The 15,732-nt window shown below is 37.1% G+C and carries 17 protein-coding genes; 9 read left to right on the top strand and 8 right to left on the bottom strand.

Translation table 11 applies throughout. The features are described from left to right. Positions 1 to 266 precede the first annotated feature (266 nt). The gene (locus tag ACFX4G_RS18370; RefSeq protein WP_230184132.1) at positions 267 to 524 is read left to right on the top strand and encodes a hypothetical protein; all 258 of its coding nucleotides are present in this window, start codon (positions 267 to 269) and stop codon (positions 522 to 524) included. Positions 525 to 611: 87 nt separating this feature from the next. Here ACFX4G_RS18370 and ACFX4G_RS18365 read toward each other — a convergent pair whose 3' ends face one another. The 3 genes from ACFX4G_RS18365 to ACFX4G_RS18355 all read right to left on the bottom strand — a co-directional run bounded on the left by ACFX4G_RS18365 (position 612) and on the right by ACFX4G_RS18355 (position 3,978). Continuing rightward, positions 612 to 1,892: an Nramp family divalent metal transporter gene (locus ACFX4G_RS18365; protein WP_377576052.1), complete on the bottom strand. Its 1,281-nt coding sequence runs from the start codon at positions 1,890 to 1,892 to the stop codon at positions 612 to 614. A 156-nt stretch (positions 1,893 to 2,048) separates the two neighbouring features. Continuing rightward, on the bottom strand, positions 2,049 to 2,987 hold the full coding sequence (locus ACFX4G_RS18360; protein ID WP_377576355.1) for a PD-(D/E)XK nuclease family protein: 939 nt from the start codon (positions 2,985 to 2,987) through the stop codon (positions 2,049 to 2,051). Between the two features lie 496 nt (positions 2,988 to 3,483). Further along, positions 3,484 to 3,978 carry a hypothetical protein gene (locus ACFX4G_RS18355; protein ID WP_097823296.1) on the bottom strand — a complete coding sequence of 165 codons (495 nt, stop codon included), beginning with the start codon at positions 3,976 to 3,978 and terminating at the stop codon, positions 3,484 to 3,486. A gap of 416 nt (positions 3,979 to 4,394) precedes the next feature. Between ACFX4G_RS18355 and ACFX4G_RS18350 the strand changes: the two genes are divergently transcribed. Then, the gene (locus ACFX4G_RS18350; protein WP_377576048.1) at positions 4,395 to 4,895 is read left to right on the top strand and encodes a GNAT family N-acetyltransferase; all 501 of its coding nucleotides are present in this window, start codon (positions 4,395 to 4,397) and stop codon (positions 4,893 to 4,895) included. A gap of 34 nt (positions 4,896 to 4,929) precedes the next feature. Here the strand turns inward: ACFX4G_RS18350 and uraH are convergent, their stop codons facing one another. Genes uraH through ACFX4G_RS18335 form a run of 3 tightly spaced genes read right to left on the bottom strand, consistent with a single transcriptional unit; the run spans position 4,930 to position 7,145 of the window. Further along, entirely contained in the window at positions 4,930 to 5,286 is a 357-nt protein-coding gene (gene uraH / locus ACFX4G_RS18345; protein WP_028408377.1) for a hydroxyisourate hydrolase, read from the bottom strand. Beyond that, positions 5,283 to 5,810 carry a 2-oxo-4-hydroxy-4-carboxy-5-ureidoimidazoline decarboxylase gene (gene uraD, locus ACFX4G_RS18340; protein ID WP_097823297.1) on the bottom strand — a complete coding sequence of 176 codons (528 nt, stop codon included), beginning with the start codon at positions 5,808 to 5,810 and terminating at the stop codon, positions 5,283 to 5,285. Before uraD ends, uraH begins: the two co-directional genes overlap by 4 nt. Before the next feature lie 12 nt (positions 5,811 to 5,822). Next, the gene (locus ACFX4G_RS18335) at positions 5,823 to 7,145 is read right to left on the bottom strand and encodes a nucleobase:cation symporter-2 family protein (protein WP_097823298.1); all 1,323 of its coding nucleotides are present in this window, start codon (positions 7,143 to 7,145) and stop codon (positions 5,823 to 5,825) included. Positions 7,146 to 7,414: 269 nt separating this feature from the next. Here ACFX4G_RS18335 and ACFX4G_RS18330 point away from each other — a divergent pair, with 269 nt between their 5' ends. The 6 genes from ACFX4G_RS18330 (at position 7,415) to ACFX4G_RS18305 (ending at position 12,010) form a co-directional block, all read left to right on the top strand. After that, complete coding sequence (locus tag ACFX4G_RS18330) at positions 7,415 to 8,002, top strand: lysophospholipid acyltransferase family protein (protein WP_377576352.1); 588 nt, start codon at positions 7,415 to 7,417, stop codon at positions 8,000 to 8,002. A 20-nt stretch (positions 8,003 to 8,022) separates the two neighbouring features. After that, the gene (locus ACFX4G_RS18325; RefSeq protein ID WP_013057211.1) at positions 8,023 to 8,508 is read left to right on the top strand and encodes a hypothetical protein; all 486 of its coding nucleotides are present in this window, start codon (positions 8,023 to 8,025) and stop codon (positions 8,506 to 8,508) included. Positions 8,509 to 8,727: 219 nt separating this feature from the next. Continuing rightward, complete coding sequence (locus ACFX4G_RS18320) at positions 8,728 to 9,801, top strand: branched-chain amino acid aminotransferase (RefSeq protein WP_028408381.1); 1,074 nt, start codon at positions 8,728 to 8,730, stop codon at positions 9,799 to 9,801. Between the two features lie 224 nt (positions 9,802 to 10,025). Then, positions 10,026 to 10,253 (top strand): hypothetical protein, encoded by a 228-nt coding sequence (locus ACFX4G_RS18315; protein WP_097823300.1) that lies wholly within the window; start codon positions 10,026 to 10,028, stop codon positions 10,251 to 10,253. 137 nt (positions 10,254 to 10,390) lie between these two features. Beyond that, a complete protein-coding gene (locus ACFX4G_RS18310; RefSeq protein WP_028408383.1) occupies positions 10,391 to 10,672 on the top strand; it encodes a hypothetical protein in 282 nt (93 codons plus the stop codon). Between the two features lie 411 nt (positions 10,673 to 11,083). Next, complete coding sequence (locus tag ACFX4G_RS18305; RefSeq protein ID WP_014459925.1) at positions 11,084 to 12,010, top strand: manganese-dependent inorganic pyrophosphatase; 927 nt, start codon at positions 11,084 to 11,086, stop codon at positions 12,008 to 12,010. A gap of 18 nt (positions 12,011 to 12,028) precedes the next feature. On the opposite strand, the gene ACFX4G_RS18300 is transcribed toward ACFX4G_RS18305, so the two are convergent. Further along, positions 12,029 to 12,973, bottom strand: coding sequence for an alpha/beta hydrolase (locus ACFX4G_RS18300; protein WP_097823301.1), 945 nt, complete (start codon positions 12,971 to 12,973; stop codon positions 12,029 to 12,031). A gap of 225 nt (positions 12,974 to 13,198) precedes the next feature. Between ACFX4G_RS18300 and ilvD the strand changes: the two genes are divergently transcribed. Continuing rightward, a complete protein-coding gene (gene ilvD / locus ACFX4G_RS18295) occupies positions 13,199 to 14,875 on the top strand; it encodes a dihydroxy-acid dehydratase (RefSeq protein ID WP_028408385.1) in 1,677 nt (558 codons plus the stop codon). 67 nt (positions 14,876 to 14,942) lie between these two features. Here the strand turns inward: ilvD and ACFX4G_RS18290 are convergent, their stop codons facing one another. Next, positions 14,943 to 15,371, bottom strand: a complete 429-nt coding sequence (locus tag ACFX4G_RS18290) for a GNAT family N-acetyltransferase (protein ID WP_097823302.1) — start codon at positions 15,369 to 15,371, stop codon at positions 14,943 to 14,945. Positions 15,372 to 15,732 lie beyond the last annotated feature (361 nt).

Raw genomic sequence — 15,732 nt, 5'->3', positions numbered from 1 at the left:
CACGTTAAAGACATATGAATCATAAACATACAAAAACAACTACTGAATTTAGTAATAAAAAAATAAACATGCATTTAAACAGAAAGCTATCAGCCGCCATTATAGCTGCGTTTCTTTTTACTTTACTTTTTTGTTTTATGCCAGGTATAAAAGAATCAATTCCTAATTTTTCTATTAAAAAAACCAGTCCGAATTTCATTGATTTATTTCCTTTATACCTTTTATTTTTTACACCCTTCTTTTTAATAATGGGGACGTTAGGCACGGTGATCGTTGATTTATTAGTCAGTGCTTTTGTAAAAGACCGTAGTAAAAAAATTGATTTTATCATGTCATTCATATTTCACGCCATTTTTGGGTTATTAATGTTTGAATTCGGAATGCTGGGCGTCATTCTTATTTTTATTGTGGATCGCCTTCTTTCAATCCGTAAAGAAAACTATTCTTATTTATATCCACTGGGTTGCTTAGTACTGTCGGCCATTATTGGAACTCTCGTCTACTTCATTTTTACTATCGTTTAATAAAAAATAATAGAAAAGAGACCCAATTGTTAGACTATATCTAACTTTTTAGGGTCTCTTTTTTTTCTTGAAAGTTTGATTTATTTACTATGCGAACGTTTGGTAAATCAAAAAGATATTTAAACAAATGACTAATGCTGCTATCACCCAAGCTACAGCCGTTGTAGCTTTATGATTAACCAATCCGCCCATGATTTTTTTGTTGCTTGTAAACATGATAAGAGGAACGAGCGCAAATGCAATTCCGAACGATAAAATAACTTGACTGACAACTAGTGCACTTGTTGGATTTACGCCAAACCCAATAATCAAAAGCGGTGGAATAATTGTAATGAGCCGGCGAAGATATAAAGGAATTCTGCGTTTAATAAATCCTTGCATGATGACATCTCCAGACATTGTTCCGACCGAAGAACTTGAAAGTCCTGAAGATAATAATCCAACTCCGAAAGCAATAGCTGCAAAGGGACCAATTAAATGTTCAAATTGTGTAAAAGCCACGTCCAAATCTTGCACGTTTAGTCCGTTTTTAAAGAATAGAGCGGCTGCGACAATCAGCATGCTTGCATTAATTGCACCAGCGATAATCATGGCAATCACAATATCAATAAATTCAAAGCGGAAAATCGCTTTTTTCTCCGATTCTGTAGTTCCTACCACGCGGCGCTGCGTAAGAGCTGAGTGCAAATAAATTGCGTGTGGCATAACTGTAGCACCTAAAATCCCAGAAGCCAACAGCACGCTGTCTGTCCCGTGAAACTGAGGGACAAATAAGCCGTGGACAACACTTGCACCGTCTGGATGCGCAAGAAACATTTGAGTCCCAAAAGCTAATACCACAATAAAAACCATCGCCGCAATCGCTGCTTCTAGCAGTCGAACACCTCGTCTTTGTAACTCTAAAATAGCAAAAGAGCCTACCGCTGCGATAAGTGCAGCTGGGAACAAAGGAATATGAAATAATAAATAAATTCCAAGAGCAGCCCCGATAAATTCTGCTAAATCCGTCGCCATAATGACCAATTCTCCTTGGATCCAAAGTCCAAAAGAAACGAAGGACGGGAAGTGTTCCTGTGCTATCTCGGGTAAATTCAAGCCCGTTGCAATCCCTAATTTAGCTGATAACGATTGAATTAAGACAGCCATTAAGTTAGAAATTAATACAACCCAAAGCAGCATGTATCCGTATTGAGAGCCTGCTGCAATGTTAGTAGCAAAATTACCTGGGTCAATATAAGCAACCGCTGCGATAAAAGCAGGCCCTAAGAAAGGCAATAATCGCTTAATTCCTTTTGTTTTACCCGACAATACGTCTTGAGCACTTAGCTGCATAGCCGATAATGCTTTACTGCCGTTTTGATCTTTCATGTCTAGTGCTCCTTTCTTTGATGAACAATAAATAGCCCAAGCTAATTTTTTTATATGAAGTATAAAATGTTTCCTTAATGCAAATTATATGCTAGCAAAGGTTCTTTTGACAATAAAAAAGTTCAGCAAAAAATATAGATCATCTTCAGCTGTTTTTTATCCCGTTTGGCACAATTCTTTAAATGCACAGCCGTGACAGGAGGCAGGCGTATCTGTTTGAGGGAAATGCTCAAGCGGAAGAGGCTGATTTACCTCTGAGTCTTCCAAAAAAGTTTTCATATAATCAATACTTGTATCAACTTGCTGAAGAACAGCTTCAATTTCATGAAGAGTAAGCTGATACGTACGCGCACTGCCTGAAAGCAAGTATTCGTTTCGGACTTTTATCTGATCAACGGAAATATTATATTCGGCTAGCACGTAGAGGGCGTATATCGCCAGTTGAAACAAATCATCTTTTGTTTGTTTACTTGTTTTCCAATCAACAATCGTAAATTCGTCTGTGACTGGGTTTTTAAAAAGAGAATGAAAAGGCGCATATACTTTATGATCATACACATTTATAGAACGAAACGACTGATGAGGCTCCACTTCTAAAAAAGGTGAAGATACGATTTCGCAAAACGATTTACTTTGTAAAAAGTGATGTACACAAATGTGTACCCGTTTTTGCATGTCTTTAAGATCTTTTTTAGAAATATAGCCGTTTTCGTAGAATTCTAAAAGCATCTTATACTGAGCAGGCTTATGATACCAAAGCTCTCCATAGTCAGTAGAATCACGCAGTGCGTTATTTAGTAGCTGCTGCGCTTTCTCCGTTAAGTTCTGTTCATTAGGGACAAGCTTTGTAGATGTATAGTCAGAAATGGCCTCTGTAATCACTTGACGCACGGCTTGTCCGGCGTACATAGATAAAGTGGAAACCTTTTTTAGACGATAAGCGCTCTGAGACTGAGCAGAAGCGCTGTCAAGCCATCCGTTATGTGAGACATAATAATGATATGCATACTTTCGTTTACACTGTGTGACCATTTTATGCCTGGAGTACGACCATGAAAATTCAGGGAAATCAGTGATTTGAAACAAGCTATTCACATCCTTTTTCAAAAACTGCGCATAGGTTGGTCTATTAGTATATTCGTACATGAGTTAAAATAGACTGAAAATGTAGAGAGTGAATAGCTACGCATGCATATTATTTTGTGGATTCTCGTGAAATATGTATAAATAGAAAAAACTATTTAAAAATTGATTGCTTTTTTCTGTGGCGGATGTTATATTAATAAAGCGATGAGCTAATTTGTGTAAGTCGAAGGACATGCTTTCGAGCTAAACGTGTGAATGTGGTCACACGGTCCCCGCCACAAACGCATCAAAGACGTCCTGCGTGGACGTCTTTTTCATTTTATAAAAAAGAGAGCGCTAGCGCTCTCTTTTTTTGTGGGATTATTTTCTGAAAGAGTTAAGGACTTTTATTTGAATGCTTTCACTATATTTCTAATACTTCTTTTTTATTCCACACATCGTTTCCTGCTTGCAACAAGAGTTTTCTTATCCGATTTTCTCGACCAAACGTAAATATATAAAAAACTTACTGTATTTGCACATTTGCCGCATATTGCATTGTTCCTCTTGTAGAGGTAATCGCAATATCAACAACGTACAAACCTTGATTTTTAGGAACCTTAAATTCATTATTTTTGACAAACAGCTTGGTTTTTTCACCGTTATCTCTCCATATATGCACACTCACACTACGAATATAAGCACCGTCTAAGTTCGAAAAATGGAGCTTAACTGATTGTTGCTGCTGCAATGGGATACTTTCTTGCTGCGATATGTATGTATATAAATCATATACATTTATTTCTTTTTTTGTTGTTGAACGGCCGTTTGACCAGTTAATAGAACCTTTGTGAAGGTGATAGGTATGTTCGTTGACCGCAAGCGCAGCTTCAGGTTTGTTTTGATTGTATTCTTCCTCTAGAAAGAAAGCACTGTTCTTAAGTAAAAGTAAGAAGAACACTATAACAGCTCCTAGACCGCTTAAGACATATACACCACATTTTGCGGGTTGTACTTTCATAATAATTTCCTTTCACAGACCAATAATTAAGGAGGATAGGTACATAAAATTTCCACTTTTTCTATTCTAAACGATTACAAGTGAAATTACATTTATTGCTTTCTTTCTTCACAAAAAACAGGATAATAGTCATGCGTTTTCTATAAAAGGTCTCCTTAGATCAAAATCAAACCTATATAAAAGGAAGATAAATGGAAATCGAAAGAGGAAACCTAAAAAATTTACAGAAGTTGATAAGTGATTTAAAATTATACAAAGGAAAAAAGCATTTCAAAAAAAAGGAGATTAGTAGGTTTTTTGTTCTACTTCCACTTCTTAAAAATTCGTATTTTTCGTAAGAAACTGTAAAGCTATATTTTATAAAGGTGAACCAATACATATACAAACAAAAGGGACACAGAAAAAGGGGGATCAGCATGGAAATTAGAGAACTAGAATTACATGATGCTGCAAACTTTGTAGATTTGCTTAAACAGATTGAAGAAGAAAGTAAGTTTATGCTGTTTGAAAGCGGAGAGCGAAAGCTGAGTACAGATCAACAGGAGAAAAACATCGAAATCTTTAAGCAGCAGCCAAACTCTACGATTATTGTCGCAGAAGAAAGCGAGATGCTTGTGGGATATATAGCTGCAACAGGGGGTGAAGTTAACCGAAACGCTCACATCGCTTCTTTGACATTAGGAATTCGAAAGACGTTTCAAAATCAAGGGATTGGGACGGCTTTAATCGGTGCACTTGAAGAATGGGCGAGAGAACACCATATTCATCGTCTTGAACTGACAGTCGCTATACAGCATGAAAAGGCTCTTTCTTTATATGATAAAGTAGGATTCGAAATTGAAGGAACAAAAAAACATTCACTCCGAATTGGCGGTTTGTTTATTGATGAGTACTATATGTCTAAATTGCTAAACTAAAAAAGAAACGACGTTTAAAGACGCCGTTTCTTTTTTAACTTCCTCTATAAATTTGGTATCCCCACGGTGACACAAGCAAAGGGACGTGATAATGTTCTTGTTCAGAAGACAATCCGACTCGAACAGAAACTTGATTTAAAAAGGGCGGATTTGTTGTTTGGACTTCTTGTTTTTTATAATATTCCCCAATATGAAACAGAAGTTCGTAATCTCCTGATTCAAACTCTTCAGAAGAGAAGAGCGGAGTTACTAACCTCCCGTCTTCATTTGTAGTACCGTGTGAAATTTTTATTCGTTTACTTTCCGACTGAATATGATAAAAATCAACTTTGACAAAAGCAGCCGGACATCCGTGGGTAAGATCTAAAATATGCGTTGTGATTTTAGTCATGCTCGTTTCTTTGCCTCCTTATCTTCAGTGATTTTATCAGTTAAGCGAAAGAAAGCAATCTTATATACTTCTTCTAATGCTGTATCAAACTCCGTTTGCTCGGTATTTAGTAAACGACTTTGCATTGCCTCGTAGATATCTTCTTTTTGTTTACCTCGTACTGCCAAAATAAAAGGAAACGGAAACTTCTCCATATACGTTCCATTAAGAGAAGAAAACTGTTCATACTCATCTTGTGTTAAGTTTTGTAAGCCTGCTTTGGTTTGTTCTTCAGTAGAAGCAGATGTCATGGCAATATTTTCACCTAGATTTGGATGAGCTTGCAGCAGCTTCAGCTGTTTTTCTATAGATGCTTGCGCTACAATTTCTTTCATCATGCCATGAAGTTGTTCAACGGAAGAGAAAGGGCCTTTAGAATAAGCCTCTTCAGCAACCCAAGGTGAATGTTCAAATATATCACCAACTAGTGAAACAAAATGCTGCTTGCTAAGCTGATTTACATACTGCACGGATACGTTATTCATACTACACCACCTTTATTTTATTTCTGAATAATCTGTCTTATCCAAAGAGACAGAAGGTACTTTTCGTTCAATTGATGCGTTAAAAAAGAGATTTAATAAAATGGCAGCCAAACTTCCCGTAATAACTCCATCACTTACAATTACGCGCAAAGCACTTGGGAGCTGAGTGAATAAATCAGGTACTACCGTTACGCCAAGGCCGAGTGAAAGAGAGCAAGCAATAATCAGCAAATTTTCTTGTTTGGCCAAATCAACAGCACTTAGCATTTTGATGCCTGATGAAATAACTAAACCAAACAACACCACCATTGCTCCTCCTAAAACAGGGGTGGGAATAATGGTTGTAAAAGCAGCTATTTTCGGAACAAGCCCCAGTAATACGAGAATGAAGCCGGCTATTACCACTACATTTTTTGTTTTTACTTTCGATAATTGAACCAGTCCTACATTCTGAGCGAATGTATTGTAAGGGAAAGCATTAAATAGCCCTCCAAGGACAATGGCGATTCCTTCTGCACGGTAGCCTTTTGTAAAATCTTTTTCTGTTAATTCTCGATCACACAGCTTTCCTAACGCTAAAAATACGCCTGTAGACTCAATGATAATGACCAAGCATACGAGAATCATTGTTAAAATAGGGCCGATTTCAAAAGTAGGCATCCCGAAATAAAAAGGAGTGGGAATGTGCAGCCAAGAAGCTTCATTAAAATTAGTAAAATCAACTTTTCCCCTTAATACAGCGGCTATTGTTCCAACTACAATTCCAATCAACACAGAAAGAGAACGAAGAAAACCGCTGAAAAATCGATTTAAAATTAAAATAAGCGCTAGAACACCAAAAGAAAGAAGAAGATTAGAAAGAGAACCAAAATCTTTGCTTCCGACTCCTCCTGCCATATTTCGGACAGCGGATGGTACAAGGGATAAACCAATCATCGTCACAACCGTTCCGGTGACAACGGGAGGGAAAAATTTAATAATTTTGCCTAAAAAACTTGCTGCCAGTACGATGAAAATACCACCGGCAATAATCGCTCCGTAAACAGCACTAATTCCATATTGAGTTCCAATTGCAATCATAGGAGTCACCGCTACAAATGAACTTCCAAGTACAACAGGAAGACCAATACCAAACCACCTGTTCGTCCATGCCTGCAGCAGCGTAGCTAGTCCGCATGTTAGTAAATCAATGGCCACAAGATAGGATAAGTCATGGGCATTTAAATTCAAGGCGCGTCCCACCATCAGCGGAACGAGAATGGCACCCGCATACATAGCAAGTACGTGCTGTAATCCCAATGAAGCTAGTCGAAACGGTCGATTTTGGTTATTCACCTAAAAACCTCCTTTAATTATATCACATGTAATGTTAATAAATATTACATTTATGATGATACATTAATAGTAAAATGTTTTTTAAGGGATGTCATTAGTCAAGTTGACCAAAAACAGAGGTTTCAATATCTACTTTTTTACAATATATAGAGAAGTAGGTAAGCTATTGTGTAAAAAGATGTTACATTTATTTTTTAGTACCAGATATTAATATCAAGTGATATAATTTTGTATATATTTTCAAACAATAGAGGGAAGAGGAAATGTTTATGTATAATCTTGCGGCTCACGTATGTAAATTTTTATTAAAAAGAAGAGGGAAGCTTCACGTAAGGAACAGAGAGTATCTGCCAGCGGATACAGGCTTTGTGATCGCTTGTTCGCATAAGGGATGGGTAGACGTTGTAGCGCTTGGTGCGGCTGTTTTGCCTCACCAAATTCATTTTATGGCAAAAAAGGAGCTTTTTAATCATATACTCACTAGTAATGTATTAAAAAAACTCAACGCATTCCCAGTAGATCGTAACAACCCGGGACCCAGCAGCATTAAAATACCTATTAAATTAGCAAAAGAAGGACAGATCGTCGGGATTTTCCCTAGTGGCACGCGAACAGAGGAAGACGTCCCCTTAAAAAAAGGAGCAGTCACTATAGCGAGCATAGCAAAGGTTCCTATTGTACCCGCAGTTTACAAAGGACCTGCCAATGTAAAAGAACTATTTTCGAAGGGTCCTATTGTTATCTCCTTTGGAAAACCTATCTACCTTGGAGAAGATAAACTGACAAAAGATCGCCTTGCTGACGTGTCAAATCATTTAACATCTTCAATTCGTGCGTTAGAGGAAACAGCAAGATAACTTCATAGCGGAGGTGCACCATGAAGGATTGGGTACAGAGAAAGCTAAACGATGTAATTAGTGATGATGTGCAGGCAAAAATGAAAGAAAAGATGGCTGAAAGCGGGGTAACCGTTCCTATATCCGCTTCTATGCTCATGCGGATTTTTCAAAAGCAAATGACAAAGCAAGATCAAATTCAGCAATTTTCTATTTCATTTCAAGACTCCTATATTCACGTGAATGGAATTATTAAAAAATTTCTAGTGAGAATTCCATTTTCCATTGTGCTAGAACCTCTTGAGGCAAAAGAACGTACGCTTCTATTCAAAATCCATGAAATGAAACCTCTTAATCAAAATTGGATCAACTATCGAATTTTTCACAAGCCGCCTGTTACTACGTATGAAGAAAAACAAATTCATATCAATCTCAATGAAATTGATAAAGTCAAGGTCATTCCAGTAGGGAAAATCAAACAATTTTCAATACAAGATGAAAAGCTTCGAGTGAAAATTGGTTTATAAATGGTTGTAAATAAAATGTAGAAATAGTTTTTTTAGAAAGAAAACCTTTTCAATTCAGCACTTAATTCGATTAGGTGCTATTTCTTTATAATTTTTATAAAATTTTTAGAATTTTTCGTCTCTAACTATTGTGACACGCTTCCCTAAAGTTGTACAATGTAACTTATATAGAGGTTTAAGCGAAAAACCCGTAAATATAAAGAGCAAGGAGAAACAACTATGACAACTTATTCAATCGATGTAACACTAAGTCAAACAAAAAAAGAAAAGCCGCAATCTGATCAATTGCAATTCGGGAAAATCTTCACGGACCATATGTTCATTATGGATTATACAGAAGGCCAAGGATGGCACGATGCTCGTATTGTACCTTATCAACCTATCACATTAGATCCGGCATCCATGATCTTTCATTACGGGCAGTCTGTTTTTGAAGGACTAAAAGCATATGTAACAAAAAAAGAGCAAGTATTATTATTTAGACCAGATGAGAACTTCAAACGTTTAAATAAATCAAACGATCGTCTTTGTATTCCTCATGTTGATGAAGACTTAGCGCTAGAAGCGTTAAAGCAGCTGATTAAAATTGACCGCGAATGGATTCCTACTGCTGAAGGTACATCATTATACATTCGCCCATTTGTCATCGCAACAGAGCCTTACTTAGGAGTAGCACCATCTGACCGCTATCAATTTATCATTATTCTTTCTCCAGTTGGTTCATATTACAAAGAAGGGATTGCTCCTGTAAAAATCGCGGTTGAAAGCGAATTTGTTCGTGCTGTAGCCGGAGGGACAGGAACAGCTAAAACAGGCGGAAACTATGCTTCAAGCTTAAAAGCTCAGCAGCTTTCTGACTCAAAAGGCTATTCACAAGTACTGTGGTTAGACGGCGTTGAACGCAAATACATTGAAGAAGTAGGAAGCATGAATATTTTCTTCAAAATCGATGGAGAAGTAGTAACGCCATCTGTGAACGGAAGCATTTTGGAAGGAATTACGCGTAAATCTATCATTGAGCTGCTAAAACACTGGGATATGCCTGTAACTGAGCGCCGTATTTCTATGGAAGAAATTAAGCAAGCTTATTCCGAAGGCAAACTAGAAGAGGCATTTGGAACAGGTACAGCTGCAGTTATTTCTCCAATTGGCGAACTATTTTGGAATAACGAGAAAATGGTCATTAACGATGGAAACACAGGAGAAGTATCACAAAAACTGTATGACACTCTAACAGGTATTCAAAATGGTACAGTGGAAGATCCATTCGGCTGGGCAGTGGAAGTAGAATAAATTTCGGCAATCGAATATCTTTTTACGTTAAAGAAGCGGGACAGCTCCCGCTTCTTTTTTTGTTTGTTGCCGAATAGTCCAAAAGAAACAAGTTATTTTTTGAATATTTCGAACTATTTATATACTTTTATTGTAAAATAAAATATAATTATCCTTATAAAAGCAATACTTTGTCTTTATTGAAATTTACAGCATTACTTATTCGTTATAAGGGGGAGAACAAGATGCTTTTTTTATCACATGATGAAAAAATTAAACAGCTGGCTTCACACTTAACTGAACGACTCAAAAGAGAATTAAACCAAGAAACCTCAGATGAACAAATGCACGTGCTCATCGGCTATTTGTTTGCTTCTCATTTAATCGAGCACCATCCTACGGGTTATTACGTAAGGTCTCAATACCCTGAGCAGCTAAAAGATTTATATGAAACTTTACACGTCCATCAATAAATTATCTCTTCCTCTTTTGTCCTATATCGTGTAGAATTTTAGAAAATATATGATTTTCTAGTTGATGGCAGAGCTAGGATATAGCGTGGTATGGCATTTACCTTTAAATGATTAAGTAATGGTTTTAGAGGTGAATAATGTTAGCGCAGATCAAAGAAATGAGTTTAGATAAAAATCGTCGTAATCCACATTACCGCGTATTGTTGCAGTGTCCAGACGGGAGTGAACTATTCATTCACTTTAATTATACATACCGATCAAAAACATATTGGTCAAGAGATGTATATTACAACAATGTTCATAAAAAATCTCAGCTTGCTTGGTATACTCAAAGCGTAGAGGAAATGACTGCTCAGCAGTTTCTTGAAGAGCTAGGAGCTAAAGTAAATGAACATTTCAACTTTACACTGCGACGATAACCCAAAAAAGCGCCCTTTAACAAGGGGGCTTTTTTGGGTTATTTTATATAAACAAGGGCAAAATAATACATATTCTCTTTAATAATAGTCACTGCTTCCTTACTTTTTCTTTATAAAAATTGGCAAGATACTGCGTTTAAGTTAGCTATCAAGTGATGAAGAGACGGGTTGTGTTTTATCACTAATTTTTATATAATGAACCTATAAAACCCTCTATTTATATCGGAAATAGAGGTGTTTTTACTATGAAAAAGATACAAAATGGCAAAATATCTGCGGATGAACATCATTTTTCGCAAAAAAATTAAAATAATGTAAAAGTTTATGTTAAAATGGCAATGTTGCGTGAACGAATTAACTAACTTTACGCAAGAATGCTATTTACATACGTAAGAAGGAGAGAGATTTAAGATGGCAAAGACGTTAATTTTTGGACATAAAAATCCTGACACAGATACAATCTGTTCTGCAATTGCATACGCTGATTTAAAGAATAAATTAGGTGTAGACGCTGAACCAATTCGATTAGGCGATATTAACGGTGAAACGCAATTTGCTCTTGAAAAGTTCAACGCTGAACTACCACGTTTCGTTGATGAAGTATCTAAAGAAACAAATGAAGTTATTTTAGTGGACCACAACGAACGCCAGCAAAGTGCAAACGATATTGATCAAGTTCGTGTGCTTGAAGTAATTGATCATCACCGTATTGCTAACTTTGAAACAGCAGATCCTTTATACTATCGTGCAGAGCCAGTTGGATGTACGGCAACGATCTTAAACAAGATGTATAAAGAAAACGGCGTAGAAATTGAACCTAACATCGCAGGTCTTATGCTATCAGCTATCATTTCTGATTCTTTATTATTCAAATCACCAACTTGCACAGACCAAGACGTTGCAGCTGCTAAAGAATTAGCGGAAATTGCAGGTGTAGATGCAGAAGAGTACGGATTAGCAATGCTGAAAGCTGGAGCTGACTTAGGCGATAAAACAGCTTCACAATTAATTTCATTAGATGCTAAAGAATTCAGCATGGGTACAAGTAAAGTAGAAATTGCACAAGTGAATGCAATTGATGTAAACGACGTTTTAGTGCGCAAAGTTGAATTGGAAGAAGCTATTACTAAAACAATCGAAGAAAAAGGATTACAATTATTCCTTTTAGTTGTTACAGATATTTTAAACAGCAACTCTACTGCATTAGCACTAGGCTCTGCTGCTTCAAAAGTAGAAGAAGCATACAACGTAACGCTTGAAAACAATACAGCTGTCTTAGAAGGCGTTGTATCACGTAAAAAGCAAGTAGTTCCTGTATTAACATCTGTATTTGCTTAATAAAAAAACGGTTCGTGTTTAGACACGAACCGTTTTTTTGTCCATATGCACGTCAAGCCAATTTAGTATATCTTCTATCACTTCATCTTTAATTAATTCATTAAGCAACTCATGACGGCACTGTGTAAAAAAGCGGTAGCTTACGTCCTGCAATCCGGCTTTTTTAAAGTCGTTATATACTTTGAGTACCCCTTTTGTATAGCTGCCTACTGGATCATGTTCTCCAGATATTAAATAAACAGGCAGGTTTGATGGTACTAGCTTTATATTAGCTAAGTTAGAGATTTGTTTGATTCCTGTTAATAAGTCATAGAAAAATCCCGCTGTGAAAACTCCTCCGCAGTAAGGGTCATTTACATATAAATCTACAGCCTCATTATCTTGACTTAACCAATCAAAAGGTGTTCGAGCAGGATGAAAGGATTTGTTATACTGTCCAAAAGAAAGTTTATCAAGCAATGGACTAGCAGATCGTAACCCTTTTCTTTTTTTCTCTATTTTCGCAGCTAATATGCCGCCCTTCAGTGAAAGAGAAGGAATGCTGCCAGTACCTGAGAGCATCACACCATGAATGTGCTCTGTATTCAATTGAATATATCTTCTCGTTAGAAAAGAACCCATGCTGTGACCGAAAAGAAAGATTGGTAAGCCGGAATGTTCCGTTGAAATGTGCTTAGTCAGAGCAATCATGTCGTAAACTACGGTGTCAAAACCATTTTCTTCAGCAAAAAAACGCTTTTCTTCATCTTTTAAAGCTGTTTGACCGTGACCGCGGTGATCATTTCCATATACGATGTAGCCATGTTGAGTTAATACACTAGCAAAGTATTCGTAGCGTCCAATATGTTCGGCCATCCCATGGGCTATTTGAACAACGCCTTTTGCAGAATTGTTTTCAACATCCCATTTTTGTGCAAATATTTCTTTTTCCTGATGACCTCTGTAGTAAAAGGATTGTTTCATGCTCAGCATCCACCTTCTGCTTTCCTGTAAAATAAGGGATATATGTATATATTATACTAATTTATGCAGGTGATTTTACTATTTTGAAATAAAAAATGATTATTTTGTCGTAAACCTTTACAAACCATTATGTGATTTGTTAAATTAGTATTTATATTAAAAATTATTAAACAATTTAAAAAGATTCAGTTTTTAATAGGTTAGATGAATACGGAGGGAATTATTGTGGCAGAATTAAGAAGTAACATGATCAAAAAAGGATTCGACAGAGCACCGCACCGCAGCCTACTGCGTGCAGCTGGTGTAAAAGAAGAGGATTTCGGCAAACCGTTTATTGCGGTTGTCAATTCATATATTGATATTGTACCAGGTCATGTTCACTTACAAGAGTTTGGTAAAATCGTAAAAGATGCGATTCGCGAAGCTGGTGGCGTACCTTTTGAAATGAACACTATCGGTGTAGATGACGGTATTGCGATGGGACATATCGGTATGCGCTATTCATTACCAAGTCGTGAAATCATTGCTGACTCAGTTGAAACGGTAGTATCTGCTCACTGGTTTGATGGAATGGTATGTATTCCAAACTGTGATAAAATCACGCCTGGGATGTTAATGGCTTCATTACGTCTGAATATTCCGACAGTTTTCGTTAGCGGCGGACCAATGAAGGCTGGCGTAACGAGCGACGGTCGTAAGATTTCTCTTTCTTCAGTATTTGAAGGCGTAGGAGCTCATCAAGCGGGTAAACTTGATGATAAAGGATTGCTTGAATTAGAACAATTCGGCTGTCCGACATGCGGATCTTGTTCAGGAATGTTTACAGCGAACTCAATGAACTGCTTAGCTGAAGCGTTAGGACTTGCTTTACCTGGAAATGGTACAATCTTAGCAGTTGCTCCTGAACGTAGAGAATTTGTTAAAAAATCAGCTAAACAGCTTATGGAATTAATTAAATTAGATTTAAAACCACGTGATATCGTAACAGAAAAAGCAATCGACAACGCATTTGCTTTAGATATGGCGTTAGGCGGTTCTACAAATACAGTTCTTCATACGCTAGCTCTTGCGAATGAAGCTGAAATTGAGTATCCATTAGAGCGTATTAATGAAGTGGCAGAACGCGTGCCTCACTTGGCAAAACTGGCTCCGGCTTCGGATGTATTTATTGAAGACTTACATGAAGCAGGAGGCGTATCGGCTGCTTTAAACGAGCTATCTAAAAAAGAAGGAGCTCTTCATTTAGATACGATGACGGTTACTGGAAAAACGCTAGGTGAAAACATTGCTGGGTGCGATGTAAAAGACTATAACGTTATTCATCCAATCGATAAGCCTTTCACAGAAAAAGGCGGACTTGCTGTATTGTTTGGCAACTTAGCTCCAGACGGCGCGATCATTAAAACAGGCGGTGTTCAAGACGGCATTACTCGCCACGAAGGACCAGCAATTGTATTTGAGTCTCAAGATGAGGCGCTGCACGGTATTGCTAACGGAAAAGTAAAAGAAGGACATGTCGTAGTCATTCGTTATGAAGGACCAAAAGGCGGACCGGGAATGCCTGAAATGCTAGCTCCAACTTCTCAAATTATGGGAATGGGACTAGGCGCAAAAGTAGCGCTATTAACGGACGGACGCTTCTCTGGGGCTTCCCGTGGATTATCAATTGGCCACGCGTCTCCAGAAGCTGCTGAAGGCGGACCACTAGCATTTGTCGAAGATGGCGACCACATCGTGATTGACATTGAAGATCGTTCGATGAATGTTCAAGTTTCTCCAGATGTTTGGGCAGAACGAAAAGCAAACTGGAAAGGCTTTGAGCCGAAAGTGAAAAAAGGCTATCTTGCAAGATATTCTAAACTTGTAACTTCTGCAAGCACGGGCGGAATTATGAAAATCTAATAGTACAAAAAAGGCTCTCTGCTGAGAGCCTTTTTCTTTATTAAAGTAACTGGGCAAAGAAGCATTTTTAACACGAAAATTCTTTTTTCATAATAACGTGTGGAATACCGTCTTCCATAAAGACATCTGAAACCGTCTTATAGCCTAATTTATGATAAAAAGGTTCAGCCTGAACTTGACCGTGAAGCTTAGCTTGAGTTAATCTTTCTTTTTTCGCTGCTTCTTCTAAGCTAGCCACCACTTCTTTTCCGAGCCCGTATTTTCTAAATTCCTTTAATACGCATATCCGCTCTATTTTGGCGTAATCGTCTACTATGCGGAATCTACCAGAAGCTGCCGGTTCATTGTTATAGTAAATCAACATATGTTTTGCCGTTTTCTCATGTTCATCAAATTCATCTTTTAATGGCACACCTTGTTCTTCAACAAACACTGTTTTACGTATATGAAATACTTCTTCAAGCTGCTCTTTTGTTGTAACTTGCTTAATTTTCATCGAAAATCCTTCCTTTGCTGCGAATTTATGCTTCTTTTTTGTATAATAAAGATATCTGATATAAAAGAGTATAAAGGAAAAACAAAATGTTGTAAATGCAACAAAAAACAAACAAGTGAAATATTACATACATGATGTTTTAATTTCTCGCTGTTTGAACTGTATCAGTAGCATTGAATTTAAGTGCTGAGCGGAGTGTGCTCAAAAAATAGTCCTTCAGCTTTTAACAAACTTTAGAAAGAATTAAAATCAACTGGAACATGTTACAAAAGGAAAGAAAATGTATTATGAAGCGCCATGGCTCTACATAACTTGTAAAAAGAGAAATATTCACAATAGTAGTAGGATGAAAAAGGGGAAT

The organism is Priestia sp. YIM B13486 (assembly GCF_042787865.1).
GTDB lineage: Bacteria > Bacillota > Bacilli > Bacillales > Bacillaceae_H > Priestia > Priestia megaterium.
This window is presented reverse-complemented; position numbering and strand designations above follow the sequence as displayed.

Coding starts and splice junctions, on each gene's coding strand:
- ACFX4G_RS18325 (WP_013057211.1), top strand. CDS start 8,023: ATGAAGGATTGGGTACAGAGAAAGCTAAACGATGTAATTAGTGATGAT.
- uraH (WP_028408377.1), bottom strand. CDS start 5,286: ATGACTAAAATCACAACGCATATTTTAGATCTTACCCACGGATGTCCG.
- ACFX4G_RS18320 (WP_028408381.1), top strand. CDS start 8,728: ATGACAACTTATTCAATCGATGTAACACTAAGTCAAACAAAAAAAGAA.
- ACFX4G_RS18305 (WP_014459925.1), top strand. CDS start 11,084: ATGGCAAAGACGTTAATTTTTGGACATAAAAATCCTGACACAGATACA.
- ACFX4G_RS18350 (WP_377576048.1), top strand. CDS start 4,395: ATGGAAATTAGAGAACTAGAATTACATGATGCTGCAAACTTTGTAGAT.
- ACFX4G_RS18330 (WP_377576352.1), top strand. CDS start 7,415: ATGTATAATCTTGCGGCTCACGTATGTAAATTTTTATTAAAAAGAAGA.
- ACFX4G_RS18365 (WP_377576052.1), bottom strand. CDS start 1,892: ATGAAAGATCAAAACGGCAGTAAAGCATTATCGGCTATGCAGCTAAGT.
- ACFX4G_RS18355 (WP_097823296.1), bottom strand. CDS start 3,978: ATGAAAGTACAACCCGCAAAATGTGGTGTATATGTCTTAAGCGGTCTA.
- ACFX4G_RS18310 (WP_028408383.1), top strand. CDS start 10,391: ATGTTAGCGCAGATCAAAGAAATGAGTTTAGATAAAAATCGTCGTAAT.
- uraD (WP_097823297.1), bottom strand. CDS start 5,810: ATGAATAACGTATCCGTGCAGTATGTAAATCAGCTTAGCAAGCAGCAT.
- ACFX4G_RS18290 (WP_097823302.1), bottom strand. CDS start 15,371: ATGAAAATTAAGCAAGTTACAACAAAAGAGCAGCTTGAAGAAGTATTT.
- ACFX4G_RS18300 (WP_097823301.1), bottom strand. CDS start 12,973: ATGAAACAATCCTTTTACTACAGAGGTCATCAGGAAAAAGAAATATTT.
- ACFX4G_RS18315 (WP_097823300.1), top strand. CDS start 10,026: ATGCTTTTTTTATCACATGATGAAAAAATTAAACAGCTGGCTTCACAC.